Annotated in this window: 17 protein-coding genes and 1 pseudogene; 9 read left to right on the plus strand and 9 right to left on the minus strand. The window is 63.3% G+C overall.

Translation table 11 applies throughout. The features are described 5' to 3' along the window. Window positions 1-2: 2 nt before the first annotated feature. Entirely contained in the window at window positions 3-1904 is a 1902-nt protein-coding gene (locus V4R08_RS10375) for an extracellular solute-binding protein (RefSeq protein WP_335579282.1), read from the minus strand. 345 nt (window positions 1905-2249) lie between these two features. Next, a complete protein-coding gene (locus V4R08_RS10380; RefSeq protein ID WP_335579283.1) occupies window positions 2250-2798 on the minus strand; it encodes a c-type cytochrome in 549 nt (182 codons plus the stop codon). 246 nt (window positions 2799-3044) lie between these two features. On the opposite strand from V4R08_RS10380, the gene V4R08_RS10385 reads away from it, so the two are divergent. From V4R08_RS10385 to V4R08_RS10405, 5 genes are all read left to right on the plus strand, one after another. Then, on the plus strand, window positions 3045-3797 hold the full coding sequence (locus V4R08_RS10385) for a 3-deoxy-manno-octulosonate cytidylyltransferase (protein WP_335579284.1): 753 nt from the start codon (window positions 3045-3047) through the stop codon (window positions 3795-3797). A gap of 11 nt (window positions 3798-3808) precedes the next feature. Continuing rightward, window positions 3809-4669 carry a prephenate dehydratase gene (locus V4R08_RS10390; RefSeq protein ID WP_335579285.1) on the plus strand — a complete coding sequence of 287 codons (861 nt, stop codon included), beginning with the start codon at window positions 3809-3811 and terminating at the stop codon, window positions 4667-4669. Window positions 4670-5006: 337 nt separating this feature from the next. Continuing rightward, the gene (gene metF / locus V4R08_RS10395) at window positions 5007-5921 is read left to right on the plus strand and encodes a methylenetetrahydrofolate reductase [NAD(P)H] (protein WP_335579286.1); all 915 of its coding nucleotides are present in this window, start codon (window positions 5007-5009) and stop codon (window positions 5919-5921) included. Between the two features lie 123 nt (window positions 5922-6044). Beyond that, the gene (metH, locus tag V4R08_RS10400; RefSeq protein WP_442935651.1) at window positions 6045-9935 is read left to right on the plus strand and encodes a methionine synthase; all 3891 of its coding nucleotides are present in this window, start codon (window positions 6045-6047) and stop codon (window positions 9933-9935) included. 3 nt (window positions 9936-9938) lie between these two features. After that, window positions 9939-10361: a PAS domain-containing protein gene (locus tag V4R08_RS10405; RefSeq protein ID WP_335579287.1), complete on the plus strand. Its 423-nt coding sequence runs from the start codon at window positions 9939-9941 to the stop codon at window positions 10359-10361. Window positions 10362-10401: 40 nt separating this feature from the next. On the opposite strand, the gene V4R08_RS10410 is transcribed toward V4R08_RS10405, so the two are convergent. Then, the gene (locus tag V4R08_RS10410) at window positions 10402-11112 is read right to left on the minus strand and encodes a carbonic anhydrase family protein (protein WP_335579288.1); all 711 of its coding nucleotides are present in this window, start codon (window positions 11110-11112) and stop codon (window positions 10402-10404) included. Between the two features lie 98 nt (window positions 11113-11210). Continuing rightward, window positions 11211-12722, minus strand: coding sequence for a glycerol kinase GlpK (gene glpK, locus V4R08_RS10415; RefSeq protein WP_335579289.1), 1512 nt, complete (start codon window positions 12720-12722; stop codon window positions 11211-11213). A gap of 217 nt (window positions 12723-12939) precedes the next feature. Here glpK and V4R08_RS10420 point away from each other — a divergent pair, with 217 nt between their 5' ends. Further along, window positions 12940-13344, plus strand: a complete 405-nt coding sequence (locus V4R08_RS10420) for a hypothetical protein (protein ID WP_335579290.1) — start codon at window positions 12940-12942, stop codon at window positions 13342-13344. Window positions 13345-13597: 253 nt separating this feature from the next. Here V4R08_RS10420 and V4R08_RS10425 read toward each other — a convergent pair whose 3' ends face one another. The 3 genes from V4R08_RS10425 to V4R08_RS10435 form a co-directional block, all read right to left on the minus strand. Next, window positions 13598-14785, minus strand: coding sequence for an acetyl-CoA C-acyltransferase (locus V4R08_RS10425; RefSeq protein ID WP_335579291.1), 1188 nt, complete (start codon window positions 14783-14785; stop codon window positions 13598-13600). Then, entirely contained in the window at window positions 14782-15537 is a 756-nt protein-coding gene (locus tag V4R08_RS10430) for an enoyl-CoA hydratase/isomerase family protein (protein ID WP_442935652.1), read from the minus strand. Before V4R08_RS10430 ends, V4R08_RS10425 begins: the two co-directional genes overlap by 4 nt. A 331-nt stretch (window positions 15538-15868) precedes the next feature. Continuing rightward, window positions 15869-16981, minus strand: a complete 1113-nt coding sequence (locus V4R08_RS10435; RefSeq protein WP_335579292.1) for a methyl-accepting chemotaxis protein — start codon at window positions 16979-16981, stop codon at window positions 15869-15871. Between the two features lie 212 nt (window positions 16982-17193). Between V4R08_RS10435 and V4R08_RS10440 the strand changes: the two genes are divergently transcribed. Next, entirely contained in the window at window positions 17194-18399 is a 1206-nt protein-coding gene (locus V4R08_RS10440) for a hypothetical protein (protein ID WP_335579293.1), read from the plus strand. 105 nt (window positions 18400-18504) lie between these two features. Here V4R08_RS10440 and V4R08_RS10445 read toward each other — a convergent pair. Together V4R08_RS10445 and V4R08_RS10450 are read right to left on the minus strand one after the other, a co-directional pair. Next, window positions 18505-19243: pseudogene (locus tag V4R08_RS10445) on the minus strand (IS5 family transposase). 85 nt (window positions 19244-19328) lie between these two features. Then, entirely contained in the window at window positions 19329-21497 is a 2169-nt protein-coding gene (locus V4R08_RS10450; RefSeq protein WP_335579294.1) for a hybrid sensor histidine kinase/response regulator family protein, read from the minus strand. A gap of 392 nt (window positions 21498-21889) precedes the next feature. On the opposite strand from V4R08_RS10450, the gene V4R08_RS10455 reads away from it, so the two are divergent. Further along, the gene (locus tag V4R08_RS10455; RefSeq protein WP_335579295.1) at window positions 21890-23287 is read left to right on the plus strand and encodes an NfeD family protein; all 1398 of its coding nucleotides are present in this window, start codon (window positions 21890-21892) and stop codon (window positions 23285-23287) included. Beyond that, the gene (locus V4R08_RS10460; protein WP_335579296.1) at window positions 23284-24048 is read left to right on the plus strand and encodes a slipin family protein; all 765 of its coding nucleotides are present in this window, start codon (window positions 23284-23286) and stop codon (window positions 24046-24048) included. The genes V4R08_RS10455 and V4R08_RS10460 overlap by 4 nt, the downstream gene beginning before the upstream one ends. Window positions 24049-24050: the final 2 nt, after the last annotated feature.

Here is a 24050-nt window from a genome sequence, read left to right on the forward strand (position 1 = left end):
CCTCAAGATCGATTGCCGACCTTGGCCGCTTTGCCGGCATCGTACCACCACAGCGCCGGGAAGGCCGAAAGACCGTACTTCGGCATCTCGGCCGGCCGGCCGAAGCGATCCCATCGCGCCGTGCGCACTTTCGAATAAGTCCACTGCGGCACGACATAGTTATTCCACAAAAGAACCCGGTCGAGCGCGTGGGTAGCTGCGACGAGATCGGCGCGGTCCGTGGCGAAGATCACGCGCTCGATCAGCTTGTCGACGGCGGGATTCTTGATGCCGACGATGTTGCGCGAGCCGGGCATGTCCGCCGCGCGCGAGCCCCAGAACTCGCGCTGCTCGTTGCCGGGCGACAGCGATTCGCCCCAGGAAGCTACGACCATGTCGAAGTCCCAGGTGCGCAGCCGGTTCTCGTATTGCGTCGAATCAATGGTGCGGATGCTGACGGTGATCCCCATGCGCTCCAGCGATGGCTTGTAGGACAGCAGGACGCGTTCGAAGTTCGGATCTTCCGTCAGCAATTCGATCTCGAACGGCGCGCCGGTCTTGCCGTCAACCTGCTTGCCGCCACGCACCTCGTATCCCGCCTCCTTCAGGAGCTTCATGCCCTCGCGCAGGTTGGCGCGAACCGCCTGTGAACTGCCGCCGACCGGATTGCTGTAGGGTGTCGTGAACACCTCGGGCGGAATTTCGGCGCGAACGGGTTCGAGGATCTCAAGCTCCCTGCCCCCCGGCAGACCGCTCGATGCCAGTTCGGTGCCCTCGAAATAGCTCGCGATGCGCTTGTATTGCCCGAAGAACAGTTGCTGGTTCATGGTCTCGAAATCGAACGCGAAGTTCAGCGCCCGCCGCACCCGCATATCCTTGAACTTGTCGCGGCGGATGTTCGGCGCGAACGCCTGCATCACGCCCGAACTGCGATTGGGAAATTCCTCCAGGACGACGCGGCCTTCCTTTACCGCCGGAAAATCGTAGGCCGTGGCCCAGTTCTTGGCGCTGTTTTCCGTGCGCCAGTCGACCTGGCCGCCCTTGAAGGCTTCGAGCGCGACGGTGCCGTCGCGAAAATAGTCGTAGCGCAATTCGTCGAAGTTGTTGCGGCCGACATTGAAGTTGGAATTCAGGCCCCAGTAATCCTTGACCCGCTCCAGCATGACCGATCGCGCCGCTTCAAAACTTTTGATCCTGTAGGCAGCGCTGCCGAGCGGCGGCTCCAGCGTGGTCGCGGAAATGTCGCGCCTTTTGCCTGCATCATCGGCGCCTTCCCACCAGTGTTTCGGAAGCACCATCAGTTGTCCGACGATCTGCGGCAGTTCGCGGTTTCCCGGCGCATCGAAGGTGAAGGTGACGTCGCGCTCGCCGGTCTTTTCGGCCTTGACCACATGACGATAGTAAGCCGCGTATTGGGGGTGATACTTCTTGAACGAATTAAGCGAGAAAATCACGTCGTCCGGCGTTACCGGCTTGCCGTCGTGCCATCTCGCTTCCTTGCGCAGCCGGTAGACCACGAAGGAGAAGTCGTCGGGATAAGCGACCGACTCCGCGAGCGCGCCGTACTCCGTTGAAACCTCGTCCAGCGAGGGCATCGTCAGCGATTCGTAGATCAGCCCGACTGCCAATGCGATCGAGCCCTTCACGCCCGACACGACCGGGTTGAAATTGTCGAAGGTGCCAAGCCCGATCTGCCGCACCGCGCCACCTTTGGGCGCGTCCGGATTGACATAGTCGAAATGCTTGAAGCCTTCCGGATATTTCACATCGCCGAACAACGAAAGCCCATGCCGCCACTTGAGATCGGTCGGCCCGGCCTGCGCACGAGCCGCCTCAATGGATGAAGCTCCGGTCAGGACTTTGATCGCGGGAGCGGCTGCGATCAGGGCTCCGCCATGAAGGAGACGTCGTCGGGTGAAGGCCAATGCGGGTTTCCTGCGAGCTGTCGGTCGACGGACTAGCGCACGATCCGCCAAAGTGTGAGCGGTTTGGCGGATCATGCGCATTTTCAGTATCTTAGAGCGCGATCGGACGCAAAACCGGAACCCGCTTTTGCTGATCGCGCTCCAACAATGCAACACGAAGCAGTGTTTCGGCCGATTATGTCGGTTTTTCGGGATGACGCCACCCCACCTCCCGCACTTGTGCGGTGAAACGCCCGGATAATCGGAGGGTTGGCTGGCGAGGTGACCGGCCGGGAAAATCCTGGTCGCGAACCGGCAGCCGTCCTCGGGTCAAGCCCGAGGACATGCTCCGCTCGAAAGCCCGCGCTACTTCGAGGCAGCCGGCAGCGGCAGCGGCTTGTCGGAGTTCTTGTTCAGATAGGCAATGATGTCGGCACGCTCGCTGTCCTTCGGCAGGCCAGCAAAGGTCATGGCAGTGCCGGGGATGTATTCCCTCGGGTTGGTGAGGAACTTGTTCAGTTCGTCGAAGGTCCAGGTGCCGCCCTTGGCCTTCATGGCCGCCGAGAAGTTGAACCCGCGGCCCTGGCCGCGCGGCTCGCCGACGATGCCGTAGAGATTCGGACCCACACGGTTCGGTCCGCCCTTCTCGAAGGTATGGCAGACGGCGCACTTCTTGGTCGCGGCGGCGCCCTCCTCGGCCGATGCGGTTTGCAGCAGCTTTCCGATCGGAACCTCCGCCGCCGGCTTGGCTTCCTTGGCAGCCGCAGCCGGTTCTTGCTTGACGTCAATTTTGAAACCCGGCTTCGCCGGCACCACCGGCGCGAAAATCGCGCGGGCGGCGAAATTCATGACCAGCAGAACGATGCAAGTGCCCAGGAGCACACCGAGAAATTTATTGATAGCGGAGGAGTCCATTTTCGGTCAGGCTCCAAGTGCTTGTCAGGCTCCAAGTCCTTAAATCAGGCTTCAAGTCCTTGAAAGTCGACTGTAAGACCGGCTGAACGACCACGGAATGCCACCGCAGCCACTGGCCGGATCGCGGGAGGCGGCGGGACGAGATAACGGTTTGCCCCTGCCCTGACAACCCGTATAAACGCCGCGCCCCTTGAAAAACCGCGTCAATTCCCGATCACTTTCTCCGGGCCGTGGACTTTCCGACCGATGACCGAGACCCGCACGCTGGTGCTGATTCCGGCCCGCATGGCCGCGACCCGGCTGCCCGGGAAACCGCTGCTGGATATCGGCGGTCTGCCGATGGTGGTCCATGTCCTGCGGCGGGCCGAGACCGCCGGCATCGGCCGCGTCGCCGTCGCCACCGACACTCCCGAGATCGCGGCCGCCGTGACGGCCCATGGCGGCGAAGCGATCATGACGCGCGCCGATCACCCCTCCGGATCCGACCGTGTTTTCGAGGCGCTCGACAGGCTCGACCCCGACGGCCGCGTTGAGACGATCGTCAACCTGCAGGGCGATTTTCCGACCATCCGCCCGGAGATTATCCGCGACGTGCTTAAGCCCCTGGCCGACCCCGCGGTCGATATCGCGACGCTGGCCGCCGAAATCCACACCGACGAGGAGGCCACCAACCCGAATGTCGTCAAGGCCGTGGGATCGCCGGTGGGCGCGCGGCGGCTGCGCGCGCTTTACTTCACCCGCGCCACCGCGCCGCACGGCAACGGCCCGCGCTACCACCACATCGGGCTTTACGCCTACCGCCGCAAAGCGCTGCAACGCTTCGTCGAACTGCCGCCCTCGCCTCTGGAGCAGCAGGAAAGGCTCGAGCAGTTGCGGGCGCTGGAAGGCGGAATGCGGATCGACATCATGATCGTGGACGACGTGCCGCGAGGCGTCGATACCGCGGCCGACCTCGAAACCGCCCGCCGCATAATCGCTAGCCAAAAATCGACCGGCTGATAGAAGACCTGATGACCAAGACCATGACAATCGCATTCCAGGGCGAGCCCGGGGCGAATTCCCACATCGCCATCGCCGAAGCCTATCCCGATGCCGAGCCGTTGCCGTGCGCGACCTTCGAGGATGCGCTCGCCGCGATCGCCTCGGGCGAAGCCGACCTCGGCATGATTCCGATCGAGAATTCGGTGGCTGGCCGCGTCGCCGACATTCACCACCTGCTGCCGCAGTCCGGATTGTTCATCGTCGGCGAATACTTCCTGCCGGTCCGGCATCAACTGATGGCGCCGCGTGGCGCAACGCTGGCCGACATCAAGACCGTCGAAAGTCACGTTCACGCGCTGGGGCAATGCCGCCGCATCATCCGCAAGCTCGGCATCAGGCCGATCATCTCGGGCGATACCGCGGGCGCAGCCCGTATCGTCGCCGAACGCGGCGACAGGAGCTGTGCATCGATCGCCTCGCGCCTCGCCGCGCAAATCCACCATCTCGATATTCTCGCCGAAGACGTCGAGGACGAGGCCCACAACACCACGCGTTTCGTGGTGCTGGCGCGCGAGGCCAACTGGGCCAGACAGGGATCGGGACCACTGGTCACCAGTTTCGTCTTCCGGGTGCGCAACCTGCCTGCCGCGCTCTACAAGGCCATGGGCGGCTTCGCCACCAACGGCGTCAACATGACAAAACTCGAAAGCTACATGGTCGACGGCAATTTTTTCGCGACGCAGTTCTATGCCGACGTCGAAGGCCACCCCGACGACCGCGGCCTCGCTTTTGCGCTGGAGGAACTGAACTTCTTCTCCAAGGAGTTTCGCATCGTCGGGGTCTATCCGGGCCACCCGTTCCGCGCCACCTTCTGCGAACAGGCGGACTGATCGCGGCTTCACGCGCTTTGTCGTCTACGAGTGTTGGGCAGTTCTATCATGTTTTTGAATGTCATGTATTTTTCCCAACGAGCACGAGTTTTATTTAATGGCTTAAAATCAATAACTTACTAATAAAAAATACTGCCCACATTTCTAGAATTGCGGGCAATATAGCCCTACATACTAACAATATTGGGCTACTTCCCATCGCATCTTGTGCAGTTAATGGGCTACATTCGTAGGAATGCCCGTTATTGAACTGCCCGGCCAACGAGGCGCCAGGCGCTCCCGAAGCCATCCCGATGCGGGAGGCGTTGAAGCAGATGCAGGTGGAGTTTGACGAGTTATGACCGACGCTTCCACCCCGGTGCATAATGGCCCTGCGGCGCAAAAACGCCCGGCGATCTCGTTCGAGTTCTTCCCGCCCAAGACCGAGGAGATGGAGCGTAATCTGTGGGACACCATTACCCGCCTCGCGCCTCTTGATCCGAACTTTGTCTCCGTCACCTACGGAGCTGGCGGCTCGACGCGCGAGCGCACCCATTCGACCATCGCGCGCATCCTGTCCGAGACCGAGCTTCGGCCGGCGGCGCATCTCACTTGCGTCGGCGCGGCGCGCGGGGAAATCGACGAGATCGTCAGCCGCTATCACGACATCGGCGTCCGCCATATCGTTGCGCTGCGCGGAGACCCGCCGGGCGGCATCGGCACCGCCTACAGCACCCATCCCGATGGCTATCGCAGTTCGGCCGACCTCGTCGCCGGCATCAAACGGCAATACGGCGATATCGAAGTCTCGGTCTCGGCCTATCCCGAAAAGCATCCGGAAAGTCGCGACATCGATGCCGACCTCGATGTCCTCAATGCCAAGGTCGATGCCGGCGCCGCCCGCGCCATCACCCAGGTCTTTTTCGACAACGACCTCTACCTTCGCTATCTCGATCGCGTCCGCGCCCGCGGCATCTTTATTCCGATCGTGCCCGGCATCATGCCGATGCACAACTTCAGGCAGGCGAGAGCCTTCGTGACCAAGGCGGGCACCACCGTGCCATCGTGGCTCGCTGAAAAGTTCGAGGGCCTCGACGACGATCCGGAAACGCGCAAGCTGGTCGCGGCCACCGTGGCGGCGGGCCAGGTGCAGAAACTCGCCAAGCGCGGCGTCGATACCTTCCACTTCTACACCATGAACCGCGCCGACCTCGTATTCACGGTCTGCCATCTGCTCGGCATCCGGCCGGACGCCGCGCGGAAGGCGGCATAGTTTTTTTCCTCCGTCATGCCCGGCCTTTGTGGGAGGCATTCACGTCCTGGCGGCAGATGTCTTTGAGGGCGTGGGTGGGACCAGGACACAGGCGAGCCAGGCGACGCTCTTGTTCGAACGGCTATGCCCGGCCACGACGATCATAAGGTGACCATAGTGACAAAAATCTCGAATCCCATCGCCGACAAACTTCGCGAACTCGCGCGCGAGCGCATTCTCGTGCTCGACGGCGCCATGGGCACCATGATCCAGGGCCTCGAATACGACGAGGCCGCGTTTCGCGGCGAGCGCTTCAAGGATTTTCACCGCGACGTGCGCGGCAACAACGATCTTCTCATCCTCACCCAGCCGAAGGCAATCGAGGACATCCACGCGCAATACCTGCGCGCCGGCGCCGACCTCGTCGCCACCAACACGTTCTCATCCACCTCGATCGCGCAGGCCGACTACGAGATGTCGGACCTCGCCTATGAGCTCAACCGCGAGGGCGCGAAGCTCGCGCGCGCCGCAGCGATGCGCGTCAGCGCCGAGGACGGCAAGCCGCGCTTCGTCGTCGGCGCCATCGGTCCGACCAACCGCACCGCGTCGATTTCGCCCGACGTCGCCAATCCCGGCTATCGCGCCGTCACCTTCGACGATCTGCGCAAGGCGTACGGTGAACAGATCAACGGCCTGCTCGACGGCGGCGCCGACCTGCTGCTGGTGGAGACCATCTTCGACACCCTGAACGCCAAGGCAGCGCTCTACGCTATTTCCGAAATCTGCGAGGCGCGCGGCATCGACATTCCGGTGATGATCTCCGGCACCATCACCGACAAGTCCGGCCGCCTGCTGTCGGGACAACTCCCCGAAGCATTCTGGAATTCGATCCGACATGCGAAACCGATCACCGTCGGCTTCAACTGCGCGCTCGGCGCCGAAGACATGCGCGCGCATATCGCCGATATCGGCCGTGTCGCCGACACGCTGGTCTGCGCCTATCCCAACGCCGGCCTGCCGAACGAATTCGGCCAGTACGACGAAAGCCCCGACTATATGGCGCGGCTGGTCGGCGAATTCGCAGCCAGCGGTCTCGTCAACATCGTCGGCGGCTGCTGCGGCACCACCCCGGACCACATTGCGGCGATCGCCGCCGCTGTCGCGCCGCATAAGCCGCGCGTGATTCCTGCAATCGAGCCGCGGCTGCGGCTGTCCGGCCTCGAACCGTTCACGCTCACATCGGACATTCCCTTCGTCAACGTCGGCGAGCGCACCAACGTCACAGGCTCCGCGCGCTTCCGCAAGCTGATTAAGGCCGACGACTACGCCGCCGCGCTGCAGGTCGCGCGCGACCAGGTCGAGAACGGCGCGCAGATCATCGACGTCAACATGGACGAGGGCCTGCTGGACTCGGAAGCGGCGATTGTGACGTTCCTCAACCTCGTCGCCTCCGAACCCGATATCGCCCGCGTCCCCATCATGGTGGACTCCTCGAAGTTCAGCGTGATCGAAGCCGGACTGAAATGCATTCAGGGCAAGCCGGTGGTGAATTCGATCTCCATGAAGGAAGGCGAGGAGAAGTTCATCCGCGAGGCAATGATCGCGCGGCGCCACGGCGCCGCCGTGGTGGTGATGGCGTTCGACGAGACCGGGCAGGCCGATACGTTCGCGCGCAAGACCGAAATCTGCAAGCGCGCCTACGACATTCTGGTCAACCGTCTCGATTTTCCGCCCGAAGACATCATCTTCGATCCCAACATCTTTGCCATCGCCACCGGGCTTGAGGAGCACAACAACTACGGCGTCGACTTTATCGAGGCGACGGGCTGGATTCGCCAGAACCTGCCGCACGCGCATATCTCGGGCGGCGTCTCCAACCTGTCGTTCTCGTTCCGCGGCAACGAGCCGGTGCGCGAGGCGATGCATGCGGTGTTCCTGTATCACGCCATCAAGGCCGGCATGGACATGGGCATCGTCAATGCCGGACAGATGATCGTCTACGACGACATCGATCCCGAACTGCGCCAGACCTGCGAGGACGTGATTCTGAACCGCGATGCCGGCGCATCGGAACGGCTGCTGCAACTGGCCGAGAAATTCCGCGGCGCGGGCAAGGAAGTGAAGGAGAAGGATCTCTCCTGGCGCGAATGGCCGGTGGAGAAGCGGCTGGCGCATGCGCTGGTCAACGGCATCACCGAATACATCGAGGAAGACACCGAAGCCGTACGCCTGACGGTCGAGCGCCCGCTCAACGTCATCGAGGGCCCGCTGATGGCCGGGATGAACGTGGTCGGCGACCTGTTCGGCGACGGCAAGATGTTCCTGCCGCAGGTGGTGAAATCCGCGCGCGTCATGAAGCAGGCGGTCGCCTATCTGATGCCGTTCATGGAGGAGGAGAAGGCGCGCAATCTCGCCGCCGGCATCGCCGGCCAAAGCAGCAATTCCGCCGGCAAGATCGTGCTCGCCACCGTGAAGGGCGACGTCCACGACATCGGCAAGAACATCGTCGGCATCGTGCTCCAGTGCAACAACTACGAGGTGATCGACCTCGGCGTGATGGTGCCGGCCGCCAAGATCATAGAGACCGCGAAGGCCGAGAAGGCCGATATCGTCGGCCTGTCCGGCCTGATCACGCCGTCGCTGGACGAAATGGGCCACTTCGCGGCCGAACTGGAACGGCAGGGCCTCGACCTGCCGCTGCTGATCGGGGGCGCGACCACCAGCCGCGTCCACACCGCGGTGAAGATCGATCCGAACTATCGCAACGGCCCGGTGGTGCATGTCAACGACGCCAGCCGTGCCGTCGGCGTCGTCGCCTCGCTGATGTCGCCGGAGCGCCGCGAGGCTTACGCGGCCGGGGTGCGCGCCGAATACGCCAAGATTTCCGCGGCGCATTTCCGCGCCCAGCAGGACAAGAAGCGGCTGCCGCTGGCGGCCGCACGCGCCAATGCGGTGCCGATTGACTGGAGCACCTATCGCCCCGTCAAGCCGACATTCCTCGGAACCAAAGCCTTCGCCGACTATCCGCTGGAAGAACTGGTGGAGGTGATCGACTGGACGCCATTCTTCCAGGTCTGGGAACTGTCCGGACGGTACCCTGCAATCCTCGACGACAAGGTGGTCGGGGAGACCGCGCGCGCCCTCTATGACGACGCCCGCAAGATGCTGGACCGCATCGTCAAGGAAAAGTGGTTCAAGGCCTCCGGCGTGATCGGCCTCTGGCCCGCCAACCGCATCGGCGACGATATCGCCGTCTACAGCGACGAGACCCGCACCACGCAGATCGCGACCTATCATACCTTGCGCCAGCAGTTGGAGAAGCGCGAGGGCCGTCACAACGCCGCGCTGGCGGACTTCATCGCGCCGCAGGAGACCGGCATCGCCGACTATATCGGCGGCTTCGCCGTCACCGCCGGGATCGGCGAGGACGAAATCGCCGTGCGTTTCAAGAACGCCAATGACGACTACTCGTCCATTCTGGTGAAGGCGCTGGCCGACCGCCTGGCGGAAGCCTTCGCCGAACGGATGCATCAGCGCGTGCGCAAGGAATTCTGGGGCTACGCGGCGGATGAGACGCTGACCAACGATCAACTCATCAAGGAAGACTATGTCGGCATCCGCCCCGCGCCCGGTTATCCGGCGCAGCCCGACCATACCGAGAAGGCCACGCTGTTTCGGCTGCTCGACGCGACCCGGGCCACCGGCGTCGAGTTGACCGAGAGCTTTGCGATGTGGCCCGGCTCCTCGGTCTCCGGTCTCTATTACAGCCATCCCGAGAGCCAATATTTCGGCGTCGGCAAGATCGAACGCGATCAGGTCGAGGACTATGCCGCGCGCAAGGGTATGGAGGTTGCCGAGATCGAACGCTGGCTGGCGTCGATCCTCAACTACATTCCCGGCCAGATCGGAAAGGCCGCCGCGATGCCGGTGCCGGCGCCCGCCAACGACGCATCCGCCGAAGTCGCCAATCATCCGCCGGGCTGCCAGTGCGCGGTCCATGTGCAGCTTCGCAAGACCAAGGCGCGGGCGGGCTGACCGATGGACGCATCGTCGGTCGCCGCCGCCTTGCTGCATTCGTCCGCGGACGCGATAATCGCAGCCGACCCTGACGGCACCATCACGTTCTGGAATCCCGGCGCTGTCAGGATCTTCGGCTTCACCGCCAGCGAGGCGACCGGCCGGTCGCTGGATCTGATCATTCCGGAAAAACAGCGCGCCCGGCACTGGGCCGGATATCGCGAGGTGATGCGGACCGGACAAAGCCGCTACAGCGGCGGCGACATTCTCGCCGTTCCCGCGCTTCGCAAGGATGGGCGGCGTATCTCGCTCGAATTCACCATCGTGCCGGTGAAGGACGCCGCCGGCCGCATGGCCGGGTTGGTGTCGGTGCTGCGCGACGTCACCGCCCGTTTCGAGGAAATCCGCGAATTGCGCCGCAAGGCCGCCGCGTCGGAAGCCTGAGCGATCCAGTTCTCGGCAGCGCCGTCGCCGCCCCCGATTTTCAGCTCAACCAACTCACGCGTCCGGTAGCGAGATCATGCATGGCCGCCGCGATGCGCAACTCGCCCTTCGCCGCCAGCGCTTTCAGGATCGGGCTCCGCGCCGTGAGCGCCGCTGTGGCCATGCGGGCATTGGTTTCAGCCACCGCCTGAACAAAGGCGTCGTTTTTCGATGAAGGCTTGCCGTCGGCCTTGGTGGCCAAGACCGCGGGCCGGATATGGGCAAGCGTCTCGGTCAGATGGCCGAGCCTGACGTCGTCGATCGCGCCCTTGATCGCACCGCAACTGGAGTGTCCGAGCACCACGATGGCGCGCGCGCCGGAGACCTCGGTGGCGAATTCCAGACTGCCGACGATGTCATCGTTGATGAAATTGCCGGCGATACGGGCGCAGAACACGTCGCCGATGCGCTGGTCGAACACCAGTTCGGGCGGCACCCGCGAATCGATGCAGCCGACGATGGCCGCAAACGGCGCCTGCGCCTTCGCGGTTTCGCGAACCTGCGCCATCAGATCGCAATTGACGGTCTTGCCGCCGACAAAACGATCATTGCCGGCCTTGAGTCGTGCGATTGCCTCATCGGGACTGATGTGCTTCTGCCGGTCCGGCGTGAACACCGCACATTCCGCGGGTTCGGCACGCGCGCTTCCGGCCGAAGCGCCGGTAAACAGCGCAAGCGACGCACACTGGCAGAACAAACGGCGGTTCAGCATTGGAGATCTCCCTCGGGGACCGGCATCTCCCGGTACGGCGCGCTGATCATACCGCATCCTGATTAACGATATGTCGCGCCGATCCAGCGCCGGGAGACTTACCGACCCTCGCCCTCATCGCTTGCCAACAGGCCACGCATCGCCGCCGCCCAGCCCTTGAGCTTTCGCGCGCGCGTCGCGGCGCTCATGGCCGGCTTGAACCGGCGCTCGAGCCGCCAGTGGTCGGCGAATTTCGATGGCTCCGGATAAACGCCTGCGGAGAGTCCTGCGAGATAGGCAGCGCCGAGCGCGGTGGTCTCCTGGATCACCGGCCGATCCACCGGCGCATCGAGCAGATCCGCAAGGCGCTGCATGGTCCAGTTCGACGCCGCCATGCCGCCATCGACGCGCAGCACGGTGTGCGCGGCGTCGGCTTCCGGCCAGTCGGCGCGCATCGCCGCCCACAAATCGAAAGTCTGGTAGCAGACGCTTTCCAGCGCGGCGTGCGCAAGCTCTGCCGGGCCGGTGTTGCGGGTCAGCCCGAACAGCGCGCCGCGCACATTCGGATTCCAGTAGGGAGCGCCCATGCCGACGAAGGCCGGCACCAGGTACACCGATTGCGTGGCGTCGGATTTGTCGGCCAGCGGCCCGGTCTCGGACGCCTGCTTGATGAGGCCGAGACCGTCGCGCAGCCACTGCACCGCGGAGCCCGCGACGAAGATGGAGCCTTCCAGCGCGTAGGTGCGTTTTCCCTTCAACTGGTAGGCTATCGTCGTCAGCAGCTTGTTTTTTGAGGCGACCGGCGTCGCGCCGGTGTTGAGCAGCGCAAAACAGCCGGTGCCGTAAGTCGACTTGATCATCCCCGGTGCGAAGCACGCCTGCCCCACCACCGCGGCCTGCTGGTCGCCGGCGATACCCCCGACCGAAATCGGCGCGCCGAACAGATCAGTGACGCTGTCGCCGAAATGCGCCGACGAATCCTTCACCTCCGGCAGCATCGCGCGCGGCACCCGCAGGATATCCAGAAGCTCGTCGTCCCACTGCCCGGTGTGAATGTTGAACAGCAGCGTGCGCGACGCATTGGTAGCGTCGGTCGCGTGAACCTTGCCGCCGGTCAGCCGCCACAGCAGATAGCAGTCCACGGTGCCGAACAGCAGATCGCCGCGCATCGCCCGGCCGCGCGCGCCGGGCACGGAATCGAGAATCCACGCAATCTTGGTGCCCGAGAAATAAGGATCGACGATCAAACCGGTTTTCGCCGTGATCGCGGGCTCATGGCCCTCGGCTTTCAGTCGCGCGCAGATATCGGCGGTGCGGCGGTCCTGCCAGACAATGGCGCGGTGCACCGCCTGTCCGGTGGCGCGGTCCCAAACCACGGTGGTCTCGCGCTGGTTGGTGATGCCGATAGCGGCGATGTCCTTCGGCCCGAGACCGGCTTTCTTCATCGCCTCGCGGCAGGTCGCAACCGTCGAGGTCCAGATGTCCTCCGGCTCGTGCTCGACCCAGCCCGATGCCGGGAAATGCTGCGGGAATTCCTGCTGCGCGATCGCGGCGATGGAGATGTCGGCGCGAAACACAACTGCGCGCGAGGATGTGGTGCCCTGATCAATGGCGAGGACGTGGGTAACCATGAGGGCTATTCCCGGCAGTGTCGGCTTGTGTAACGGTCGGACCAAGGCAAGCGGATTGCGCCTGGGCCGTCAAGTTTGAGTGCCGCCGTTTTGACTCACGCTCCTGCTAGCGAGAGGGTAGGATGTCGGCATGATGCTCGATCCGACCACGGCGCAACGGAACAAATTATCCGTGCGCCCAATTGTCTGTCACCGTTCAACAACCGAAAGACCTTAAATGAAACTGGCAAAGATGATCCTGGCTGGCTCCGCGCTCACGATCGTCAGTGCGATGGCCTCTGCTCAAACAACGCCCGCGATCAAGGAAACGCCGCCGCCTCCGGGGACCCAGAAAGGTCTGGTGACGGTCGTCAACCGGATCGACAACACGATTGCGATTCGGGCGGAGCAGGACAACAAGGATGGAGCGAAAGCTCCAGACAAAGCGAAACCGGATGAAGCCAAACCGGATGAAGCGAAATCAGATGGAGCTAAACCGGACGAAGCGAAAGCCGAGGGCGCAACCACGCAGTTCAAGATCGACCACAAGCTGTCGGAGACGGTGCACGCCGGCGACAAGGTGACGTTTTCGGTCAGCGACAGCGGCGACCCCAAGACCATCACCAAAATCAAGGCGGAGTAGAGGCGGAGCAGGTTTCCCGCCATGCCTTACCTCGCCACTCCGCGGTGAGGTGAGATAAGCGGTCAGCAAGACGGCTCCATCAGGCCCCGCCTGTCGCTTCATTGCGGAAGGCGATTTCGTCCCTGGTGAAGCTGGAATCCATCGTATGCTGGATATGAATTAGTCGTCCCCGCGAAAGGGGGGACCCATAGCCCCGGCATTATGAACTGGCGAAACTGCTTGCTACCACGCCTGGCCTTGAGTCCGCGCCGTATTACTGCACCACCTCGAACAGCCCGGCCGCGCCCATGCCGCCGCCGACGCACATGGTGACGACGGCGTACCTGGCCTTGCGGCGGCGTCCCTCGATCAGCGCGTGGCCGGCAAGCCGCGCGCCCGTCATGCCGTAGGGATGGCCGAGCGCAATCGCGCCGCCGTCGACATTCAGCTTCTGCGGATCGATGCCGAGCCTGTCGCGGCAATAGATCACCTGCACCGCGAACGCCTCGTTCAGTTCCCACAGATCGATATCGTCGACGTTAAGGCCGTGGCGCTTGAGCAGGCGCGGCACCGCGAACACCGGGCCGATCCCCATTTCATCGGGCTCGCAGCCGGCGGCGACGAAACCGCGGAAGACGCCGAGCGGCTTGAGACCGCGCCGTGCGGCTTCCTTGTCGCTCATGATGACGGTGGCGCTGGCACCGTCCGACAACTGGCTGGCATTGCCGGCGGTGATAGTGAACCCCTCGCCGCGTACCGGCCTGAGGCCGGCCAGACCTTGCGCCGTGGTATCCGGACGCGGACCTTCATCCTGCGACAGCCTCACGTCCTTGAACGAGACCTCCCTGGTCTGCTTGTCGACGATCGCCATCCTTGTGGAGATCGGCGCCAGTTCGTCCTTGAACCTGCCGCCCTGCTGCGCGGCGGCGATGCGTCGCTGGCTTTCCAACGCGTACTCGTCCTGTGCCTCACGCGAGATGTTGTAGCGCTTCGCCACCACCTCCGCGGTGTCGATCATCGGCATGTAGACCTCGCCCTTGATCGCGAGCAGCGCCGGATCCTCGGCATGGAAGGTGTTGGCGTGCTCGTTCTGCACCAGGCTGATCGATTCGCCGCCGCCGCCGACCGCGATCCCGACGCCGTCGAACAAGACCGAGCGCGCGGCGAGCGCGATTGCCTGAAGGCCCGAGGCGCACTGGCGGTCGATGGTAGCGCCGGCCACGGTGACCGGCAGGCCGGCGCGAAGCAGCGCCTTGCGGGCGATATTGCCGCCGGTCGCGCCCTGCTGCATGGCAGCGCCCATCACCACGTCCTCGATCTCCTTGGGATCGACCCCGGCGCGCGCGACGGCCTCGCCGATCGCATGGCCGAACAAGGTCGCGCCCTCAGTGGCGTTGAGCGCGCCGCGATAGGCCTTGCCGATCGGGGTGCGGGCGGTGGAGACAATAACGGCTTCGGTCATCGGCAGCCTCCTGTTGCAACTGTCCGTTCAGATATCCTGCCGGCTGCCAGCGACGCAAAGGTGCTGCCGTCGGCGACAAGGCGCTTGAGCAGCGCCGCGGGCTCCAGCGACGGATCGTTGGTGGCCTGCGCCGCCATGAGTTTGCTGTCGTCGTCGCGCAACCTGCGCGGCGGACGCCGCTCCACCAGCACCCGGCGCGCGAAGGCTTCGCCGCCCGCCGCCGGCCCCTCGACGATCGCATCGATCAGGCCCCGCTTCAGCGCCGCCGCAGCGTCGATCGGATTGCCGCCGACGATCATCCTGACCGCAAGCTCTGGACCGACCGCACGCGGCAGGCGCTGGGTGCCACCGGCACCCGGCAGCAGGCCAAGTTTCACCTCGGGCAGGCCGAGCTTCGCCTCCTTCACCGCGACGCAGAAGTGGCATCCGAGCGCGACCTCGAGACCACCACCGAGCGCGGTGCCGTGGATCGCGGCAACGGTCGGCTTCGGCGAATCCTCAAGCTCCGCAATCACCTCGGCGAGCGCCGGCGGCTGCGTCGGCTTGCCGAATTCGGTGATGTCGGCGCCGGCGATGAAAGTCCGTCCCGCGCAGATCAACACGATCGCCTTCACCGCGGGATCGGTGACCGCTGTTTGCACACATTGCAAAATCCCGCGGCGAACCGCCGCGCTCAACGCATTGACCGGAGGGCTGTCGACCGTGACGACCGCGATCTCGTCATGACGTTCAAGCCTGACCACCTCGCTCACGGCGTACTCCCTGGAGATTTTTTAGGCACTGCCCTCGATGTGCTGCGCGCATTTCATCCAACAACGGCCTGCTTAGCAATGGTAAGGAGCATCGAAGCTGCGCTGGTCAACTGTTGATCTGCACGACTCCGGGAAGTCAGGAGGCGCCGCGTCGCCACGTAATCTCGTAGCGTGCGCAGGTTGGTGAGGCCGAAATGGGGAGGGTCGACGAACTGGTAGCGCGAGCTCTCCCCGACCAGGCTCGACTGCTGAATGGTGCGCCTCGTATCGAGATGCGAGCCGGCTTCGTCCGCCGGGAAGGAAAGGCCGTTTCAGCGCGACGGACGTTTCGTCAGGCGGCGTTGAGCGTCTTGAAGCGCTCCCGCAGTCCGCGCGCGCTTTCGGACACGGCCGCGAGGGTGGTCGAGATCTCGTTGACGGCGGTGCTCTGGGCGCCGATGGCTTCGCTCTCCGTGGTCATGCCGGCATCGATCTCCTGCACCAGCCGTTGCGAACCGGAGACCTGCCTGATGGCGTGATCGATGGCGGCCTGGATTTCGCCGGCTTGCCGCGTGACATCCCTGGTGGCGCTTTCGGCCTCATTGGCGAGCGCCTTGACCTCGTTGGCCACGACCTTGAACCCGCGGCCGTATTCGCCGCTGCGCGCCGCCTCGATCGCGGCGTTCAGCGCCAGCAGCTTGGTCTTGCGCGAGACGTCGGTGATGACTTTGACGAAATTCTCGATCTGCCGCGTGGTCTGCGCGAGATCGGCGAGATTTTTGGTCAGGGTCTCGATGCTCGACACGGTGTCACGGCATCGCTGCATATTGTCGAGGTTGACGTCGACGATGTTCTTGATGGTACCGTTGAGGTCTTCGGCGGCGCCGGCCATCGATTTGAGATCGCCGGCCACCTCGACCTCGAAGGCGTTGAGCAGCGGCTCGGAGATCTGTTGGAAAGCGGTTCGGGCGGCGGCGTTGTCGTAGGCCGAAATCGCGTGGGAGATATCGAGGAAGAACATCCGGACGATGGCGCTGAGCGACGCCTTGAGCGTCGCGGCTTGTCCGGCATCATCGAGATGCTGATCAACCGCGAGTCCGAGAAATTTCTCAAGAATGACGGCAGAACTCGCGACATAGAGATCGCTGCTGAGAAGACATTTCTCGTGCGCGATTCCGATCCTGTTGGCGAAATCCTTGAAGGCCTTGTCCGGCGTGCCGTCGAAGAATCGCTGCCAGTGCTTGAACTGGACGTCGTTGATATGGGCGACAAGCTGCCCGATATCGATCTTCTCCCGTTCGCAGCTCTGTTCGATCATCTCCTTGAAGGCGGGAAACGACAGAATGTGCCCGTAGAAGGCGTTGATGATCTCGTCCTGGCTGCCCCCCATCCGCGGCTTGAGCGACTGTAGGCAGCTTGCGTCCGCCGGTGTCAAACCGACGAGCGCGGCAAGATCGATGTCCATGTTGAATTATCCGGGCAGGAGGTGATGCATTGAACATCAGAATGGTAAACAACGGCTGAATCCGGTTGTCTGACCAATGCCTGTCGACTCCAGGCTTTGCCTCACTCACGAGACCTTGATCGCGAGCCGAAGATGACGCGGTTCCCCGGCGGCAGGCGGCGCCGTGACCGATTGGCGGCTGACATTGGCCGCGGGCTTGCTAAACAGGTCGGATGCGAAACCAAGCGATTCGCCGCTGCAACCCAATCATTGCCTGCGCGCTGCTGCTCGCGGCGCTAAGCGCCGTTTCCGGAAGCGCGGCGGTTCCTGCGGCCGCGTTCGAAGCGATGGCGCAGGCCGCGACTCCGGCGGCCATTGCGGACTATCGCCGCAAGCTGAAGACGTATCAGGAGGCGCGCGCGGCCTTTGAGGAAGAGGCCGGCGCCTATTGGAATGCGATCGCCGACAGGCGGCGCATTCGCAACGCCAGGCGGCGCGACCGCCAGCCCATCACCCTCGACGACTACGTGCTGACCCAGCCACCGCTCTATGACGGACCGAAACGGCCGGTCAACCCGGAACCGGAAGAAGAGCGCCCGCCGCGTCAGCGCAAAGCCATTCCCGTTGTCGCCGATCTGCTGAAGGCCGCGGCCCAGCAGTTCCAGTTCGTGCCGCAGCGCCCGGCGAGCGAGATGGATTTCAAGCGCGCCTATGCGCGCCTGGCGCGGGCTTACGGCCTGACGAGAGAGCAGGCGGTCCGGGTCTATTCGTTCGAGACCGGCGGCAACGGCAATCACGACATGCAGTCGGGCCTCAGCGCCTCGCGGCCGGGATCGCGCGCGATCTCCACCGCGATCGGCTACAACCAGTTGCTCACCACCAACAGCGTCGAACTCGTCGCCGAACAAGGGCACGACATCGTGCACGCGCTCGGCGAGAAAGCGGCGCGGCTGTCAGGACCGCAGCGCACGGCAATGGAGCGCAAGATCGCGATCGTCCGCCGCATGGTGGCCTATGCGCGCTCGGTACCCGATACCTGGAGCGCGCATGAGAAGCTCGCCGACACGCCGAAAGGCTGGGCGATCCATGCGCTGGTGCTGGATATCGACGTCGGTCCGCTGTTGCAGACCCACAAGCTCCTGACCTCGATCATCTTCGCGCGCAACAAGGGCTATACCCGTCCGCTGACCGCCGCCGAACTGGAGATGATGAACCTCACCGGCGACGGCACCGGGCTCGACATGGTGACGATGCCGCAGGCGATGCGCGAGCAGGTGCCGACCGCGAATTTTTTCCAGCGCCGCGGCTATGAGCGCAATCCGGTTGCGATCCGCCACAACACGGTGGCGAAACTCCTGGCAGTCACCGATGCGCGGATGGACAGCAACAGCGCTAAGCCGGGCGCGCGGGAACTGGCGGCAGCGTTCTCCACTCGTTGATGTCGGCCTTTGCAGCAGATCCGATCACACGGACGGACCGCCATACGATCCGCACCCGTGGGCTGAAACCGGGTCTTGGGTGAAAGGACTAGAGCGGATCGACATTCAGCGCAGCCAGATCATGGCTGCGGCCAGGTGAACGAAGCGGTGCGTCTGTCGTAGCGGGTGGCGAAGCGGCGAAAATGCTTGAGACGGTTGAAGCAGCGCTCGATCCGGTTACGGTGTTTGTAGAGGCCGGCGTCATGCGGGATGATGACTTTGCGCGTCCTGTTTGACGGGATCACCGCTTCGGCGCCCATGGCGGCGATGAGGGCACGCAAGGCGTTGCTATCATAGGCCTTGTCGGCGAGCACGGCGTCCCCGTCCTGGCCTTCGAGCAGCATGGGGGCTTGCGTGATGTCTCCGACCTGCCCGGCGGTCACGATGACACGCAAGGGGCGGCCCAGCGCATCGGCAAGCATGTGGACCTTGGTGGTCAGTCCACCTCGGGACCGCCCCAGCGCCTGATCCTTGGCCCCCCTTTTCCGGTGGCCGCCTGCTGATGGGCGCGAACGATGGTGCTGTCGAGCATCAGGTATTGGTTATCGCGGTCGGCGGTCAGGGTGGCGAACAACCGTTCCCACACGTCGGCATGGCACCACCGGCTGAACCGCCGATGCACCGTCTTCCACTTGCCATAACGCTCTGGCAAGTCGCGCCAGTGCGCGCCGGATCGCAGCACCCACAGACAACCGTTCACGAACAGCCGATTGTCCGCTCCGGTCCGCCCCGGATCACCGACCTTGCCTGGCAGCAACGGTGCAATCTTCGCCCACTGCCGATCGCTCAGCTCATACCGCTTGATCCCCATCGTGCAGCTCCGTGCCAGAATCACGGAACCCTATGAATCAGCGATCAGACCGCTTGGGAATCCTGAATGTCGATCCGTCCTAATCCGTTACACCAAGCACAACCGGCGGGACCCTGGCCTGCTCCATCGCCTGGCGAACGTGGCGGCGCAGGCTTTCAAGGTCGTAGGGCTTTTGCAGAACAGCCACGCCGTACCGTGCGGCATCCTGGGCGCAGGCGCTGTAGCCGGTGGTGAGCAGCACCGGGATGTACGGAAAGCGCGTACCGATCTCGCGCGCGAGATCGAGCCCGTTGCGGCCGCCCGGCATCATGATGTCGGAGAATACCAGGTCCACTCGCGCATCAACCTGCAGGGCGGCAAGCGCAGCCTCCACACTGGCAACACTGCGCACGCGATAGCCGAGTTGGCGCATGTAATCGGCGCCGACATCGGCTACGTCGACATTGTCCTCGACCAGCAGCACGGTGCCGGCGGCTTCGGCCTGCGCCGGCGCCTGTAAGGGCGGCTCGGCGGGTTGCGGCAGTTCCAGGCTGCGCGGCAGATAGAGCGTCACCGTGGTGCCCTGCCCTTCGGTGCTCGTCACCGTTGCGGTGCCGCCGGACTGCTTGGCGAAGCCATAGACCTGGCTCAAACCAAGCCCGGTGCCCTTGCTGACATCCTTGGTGGTGAAGAACGGCTCGAACACGCGCATCATGACATCGGCGGGAATGCCTTGCCCGGTGTCTGCGACGTGCACGGCAACGAAATCGCCGGAAAGTCCTTCTTCGCTGGCATTGCCCCTGAGCGTCACCGGCCTGGCGCTCATCGACAGCGCGCCGCCGTCCGGCATGGCGTCCTTGGCGTTGACGGCGAGGTTGAGGATTGCAAGCTCGAATTCGCCGGGGTCGACGCGTACGGCGCAGACCGTATCCGGCACTTTGACATTAATCTCGATATCGGTGCGAAGTGAGCGCGTGAGCAATTCACGCAGCACCGGAAGCCGCTGCGCGAGATCGATCACCTCCGGCGTCAGCGTCTGGCGTCGCGAATAAGTGAGCAAATGGCGGGTGAGCGTCTCGCCGCGGTGAGTGGCGGTGCCGATCATATCGAGCAGCCGCAGGGACTTTTTGTCGGTGAGTTCGCCGCGCAGACGCTGCACGCTGCCGCTGATGATCATCAGCAGGTTGTTGAAGTCGTGCGCCACGCCGCCGGTTAACTGCCCGATCGCTTCCATTCGTTGCGCGTGACGCAAGGCGTTCTCGACCGCCTCGCGCCGCTCGGATTCGTCGTAAAGACGTTGCGTCCGCCGCAGCGCCAATCCAAGGACCGCGAACAGAAACACCATCAACGGGGCGCCGAAAATCAGGTAGTTGATATTGTAACGCAGCCACTCGGAAACAATCGCCTTCCATTCCACGCCCGCCAGCGCGTAGAGAGGATAGCCCGCGATCTTGCGATAGCCGATGCGGCGGGTGATGTGGTCGTATGGCGACTCCTCCGTATAAATGGAGTAATCGTGCCCGCGCGCGATACGGGCGCTAAAATCCTTGTCGTCGTCGAAGCTGAGAAGACGAGCCGGCGAGACAACAGGATAGCGCGCCAGAAAATGGCCGTCGGCGCGCACCAAGGCAAAATAGTCGACTGTACCGCTGATATGGGCGTAGAAATTCTCGAAATAGCGCGTCAGGACTGCAATCGAGATGGCGCCGTTGAACGTGCCGTCGTCCGAAGGCCGGCGCTGCGACAGTGAAATGAAATAGCCTGGCACGCCCGGGCGGGGCGCGTTGATGGTGCTCACATATGTACCGCCCTCTCTGCTTTTCAACGCGGTAAAATAGTCAGCCTTGCTGAAGTCGATATCCCCCGGCGCGGGCAGATCGTTGGAGGAAACCAGCGGACGGCCGTTGCGGTCGATGATCTCGATGCCTTGCATCTGCGGCGCGTCCGTGACGATCCGCTTGAGCCGTTTGTGCAGGGCAGCTTCGTTCAGGCGGATGTCGTTATCCGACATGCCGCGCACGACCTCGTTGACTTCTGCGCAAGCACGCTCGACCGTTTCCAGCACCTTAAGCGAATGCTCATGCAAGATGTCGAGCGAGCGATCGATGCGCTCGTTGGTGATGCGTTCGAAATTGCGGTAATCCACCCAGGCGGTAATCGCAAACAACGCCATCGGCAGCACGACCGATGCCACCATCAAAGCCTTGAGCAGCCTGACGGCGGCGTAACGCTCGCTCTGCACAGCGCGGTGGGACTGCCCGTGTTCCACGGTCATACACCTTCGAAACCGGAGGTCCGAATACAGTTTATAGTATACGCCTTAATCGAGATAAAATCTCGCCGTCGCGGACGAGCCGTATATGGAATACGCCATAGTGGACGCCACCATCGTGAGGTGAGGGTCCCCCCGCCACGGGCACACGAGAATTGCGACACCCGGAGTTTGCAGTTTTATCCTGGACGGTGGCAGTTTGGCGCGCCATTCAGAGTAAGCATTTGAAACTTTATATCATTGAGTCTGCTATATAATTCCGAGCAATTGTTTGCCTTCGGCAATCCTGACGTCGGTTTCGGCAGGCGAGCGACGGCGCGCTTCGATCCCGGCCGCATTGAGGTTGGGCGAGGATATCCTTATATCATTCCGACAAGGGAGTGCTCGCCGTGCGGGCCGTACAGGCGATTCTTGCCGTGGCACTTGCAGCCGCCGCTTTGGTTTTCTCTCCCCTTCCCGCCTCGACGCAAGAGAGCGGCAAACTTGTGCTGACGATCGCGATCGATGGAGCGATCGGACCGGCGACCACCGGTTATGTGAAGGACGCTCTCGCCAAGGCGCGCGAACGACACGCTGACGCCGTCATTCTGCGTCTGAATACGCCGGGCGGTCTCGCCAGCAGCATGCGCGAAATCATCGCCGATGTACTGGCCTCGCCCGTTCCCGTCATCGGTTATGTTGCCCCGTCCGGAGCCCATGCCGCCAGCGCCGGCACCTATATCCTCTATGCCACGCACATCGCCGCAATGGCGCCAGGCACCAATCTCGGCGCAGCGACGCCAGTGCAGATCGGCAGTCCGGTGCCGGGCCTGCCGGGCATCCCCCACAAAGACGGCAAGGACAAAAAAGACAGCACCCAGCAACCGGAGCCGAAGGACGCAATGACGGCGAAGGTAACGAACGATGCCGTCGCCTTTATCCGCAGCCTGGCCGAGTTGCGAGGACGGAACGCCGATTGGGCCGAGAAAGCCGTCTGCGAGGCAGCCAGCCTTTCCGCCAGCGCGGCGTTGCAGGCCGGTGTCATCGATCTCATCGCGCGCAACCCGGCTGAATTGCTCCGGCAAGTCGATGGCCGTACTGTGGAAGTTGCCGGCGGCCAGATCCGGCATCTGGCAACGAAGGGCGCGACGATCGAGACGATCGATCCCGGATGGATCTCGCAATTTCTGTCGATCATCACCGATCCCAACGTCGCCCTCATTCTTCTGCTGATTGGCACCTACGGCCTGATTTTCGAATTCATTTCCCCCGGCGCCGTCGCGCCCGGCGTGGTCGGCACGATCTGTCTGCTGCTGGGCCTCTATGCCCTCAACCTGCTGCCGATCAGTTATGCCGGCCTTGGGCTGATGATGCTGGGAATCGCGCTTCTGACGATCGAAGCCTTCAACCCGACCGTGGTTCTCGGACTCGGCGGAGTCATCGCCTTCGTCCTTGGTGCGCTGATGTTGTTCAGGAACGAGGCGCCCGGATACCAGTTGTCATGGACCTTCGTCGGCATCGTGGCGTCGATGTTCACCGGGCTGGTTCTCATCGTGCTCCGCTCGCTTCGGCGCGCCCGCAAAGCTCCGGCACAAGTCGGCGCGCAAGCCATGCGCGGCCTGTTTGCCGAGGTTCTCGACTGGAACGATAGTGAAGGCCACGTCTTCACGCAGGGTGAGCGATGGCAAGCCCGCGGCACGGAAGCCTTCATGCCCGGAGAGACGGTCGAGGTGGCCAGCATCACGGGTCTGACGCTGACGGTGCGTCGCCGGCCGGCACTCAGCGGCGGCCAAGGAGGTGTGCGATGATGTTCGATTACGTAACCTATGTAGTGCTCGCGGTCGTCGTGATCGCATTTCTCTCCTCGGCCATTCGCATCCTGCGGGAATACGAGCGCGGCATCATCTTCACGCTCGGACGCTTCACCGGCGTGAAAGGTCCGGGCCTTATCATCCTGATTCCGTTCGTGCAGCAGATGGTGAAGGCCGATCTCAGGGTCATGGTGCAGGACGTGCCGCCGCAGGACGTGATTTCCCGCGATAACGTTTCCGTCAAGGTGAACGCCGTGCTTTATTTCCGCATCATCGATCCCGAACGCGCGATCATCAAGGTCGAAAACTTCATGGCCGCGACCAGTCAGTTAGCGCAGACCACGCTGCGCTCGGTGCTCGGCAAACACGAACTGGACGAGATGCTCGCGGAGCGCGACAAACTCAACGGCGCCATTCAGGAGATTCTCGATCAGCAAACCGATGCGTGGGGAATCAAGGTCACCAATATCGAGATCAAGGACATCGACCTCAATGAAAACATGGTTCGCGCCATCGCCAAGCAGGCCGAGGCGGAGCGGCTGCGGCGGGCGAAAGTGATCAACGCAATGGGCGAGCAGCAAGCTGCCGAGAAGCTCGTCGAAGCCGGACGCATCCTTGCTCAGGAGCCGCAGGCCATGCAACTGCGCTATTTTGCGGCGTTGCACGACATTGCGGGCGAGCGATCGTCGACTGTGGTCTTTCCACTGCCGATGGATCTGCTCAGCCATCTGATGCCGCGATCCGACGGAACGTCATGACG

Origin of the sequence: Nitrobacter sp. NHB1, assembly GCF_036964665.1 — a bacterium.
GTDB lineage: Bacteria > Pseudomonadota > Alphaproteobacteria > Rhizobiales > Xanthobacteraceae > Nitrobacter.

Coding starts and splice junctions, on each gene's coding strand:
- V4R08_RS10380 (WP_335579283.1), bottom strand. CDS start 2,798: ATGGACTCCTCCGCTATCAATAAATTTCTCGGTGTGCTCCTGGGCACT.
- V4R08_RS10385 (WP_335579284.1), top strand. CDS start 3,045: ATGACCGAGACCCGCACGCTGGTGCTGATTCCGGCCCGCATGGCCGCG.
- V4R08_RS10390 (WP_335579285.1), top strand. CDS start 3,809: ATGACCAAGACCATGACAATCGCATTCCAGGGCGAGCCCGGGGCGAAT.
- metF (WP_335579286.1), top strand. CDS start 5,007: ATGACCGACGCTTCCACCCCGGTGCATAATGGCCCTGCGGCGCAAAAA.
- metH (WP_442935651.1), top strand. CDS start 6,045: ATGCCCGGCCACGACGATCATAAGGTGACCATAGTGACAAAAATCTCG.
- V4R08_RS10405 (WP_335579287.1), top strand. CDS start 9,939: ATGGACGCATCGTCGGTCGCCGCCGCCTTGCTGCATTCGTCCGCGGAC.
- V4R08_RS10410 (WP_335579288.1), bottom strand. CDS start 11,112: ATGCTGAACCGCCGTTTGTTCTGCCAGTGTGCGTCGCTTGCGCTGTTT.
- glpK (WP_335579289.1), bottom strand. CDS start 12,722: ATGGTTACCCACGTCCTCGCCATTGATCAGGGCACCACATCCTCGCGC.
- V4R08_RS10420 (WP_335579290.1), top strand. CDS start 12,940: ATGAAACTGGCAAAGATGATCCTGGCTGGCTCCGCGCTCACGATCGTC.
- V4R08_RS10425 (WP_335579291.1), bottom strand. CDS start 14,785: ATGACCGAAGCCGTTATTGTCTCCACCGCCCGCACCCCGATCGGCAAG.
- V4R08_RS10435 (WP_335579292.1), bottom strand. CDS start 16,981: ATGGACATCGATCTTGCCGCGCTCGTCGGTTTGACACCGGCGGACGCA.
- V4R08_RS10440 (WP_335579293.1), top strand. CDS start 17,194: ATGCGAAACCAAGCGATTCGCCGCTGCAACCCAATCATTGCCTGCGCG.
- V4R08_RS10460 (WP_335579296.1), top strand. CDS start 23,284: ATGATGTTCGATTACGTAACCTATGTAGTGCTCGCGGTCGTCGTGATC.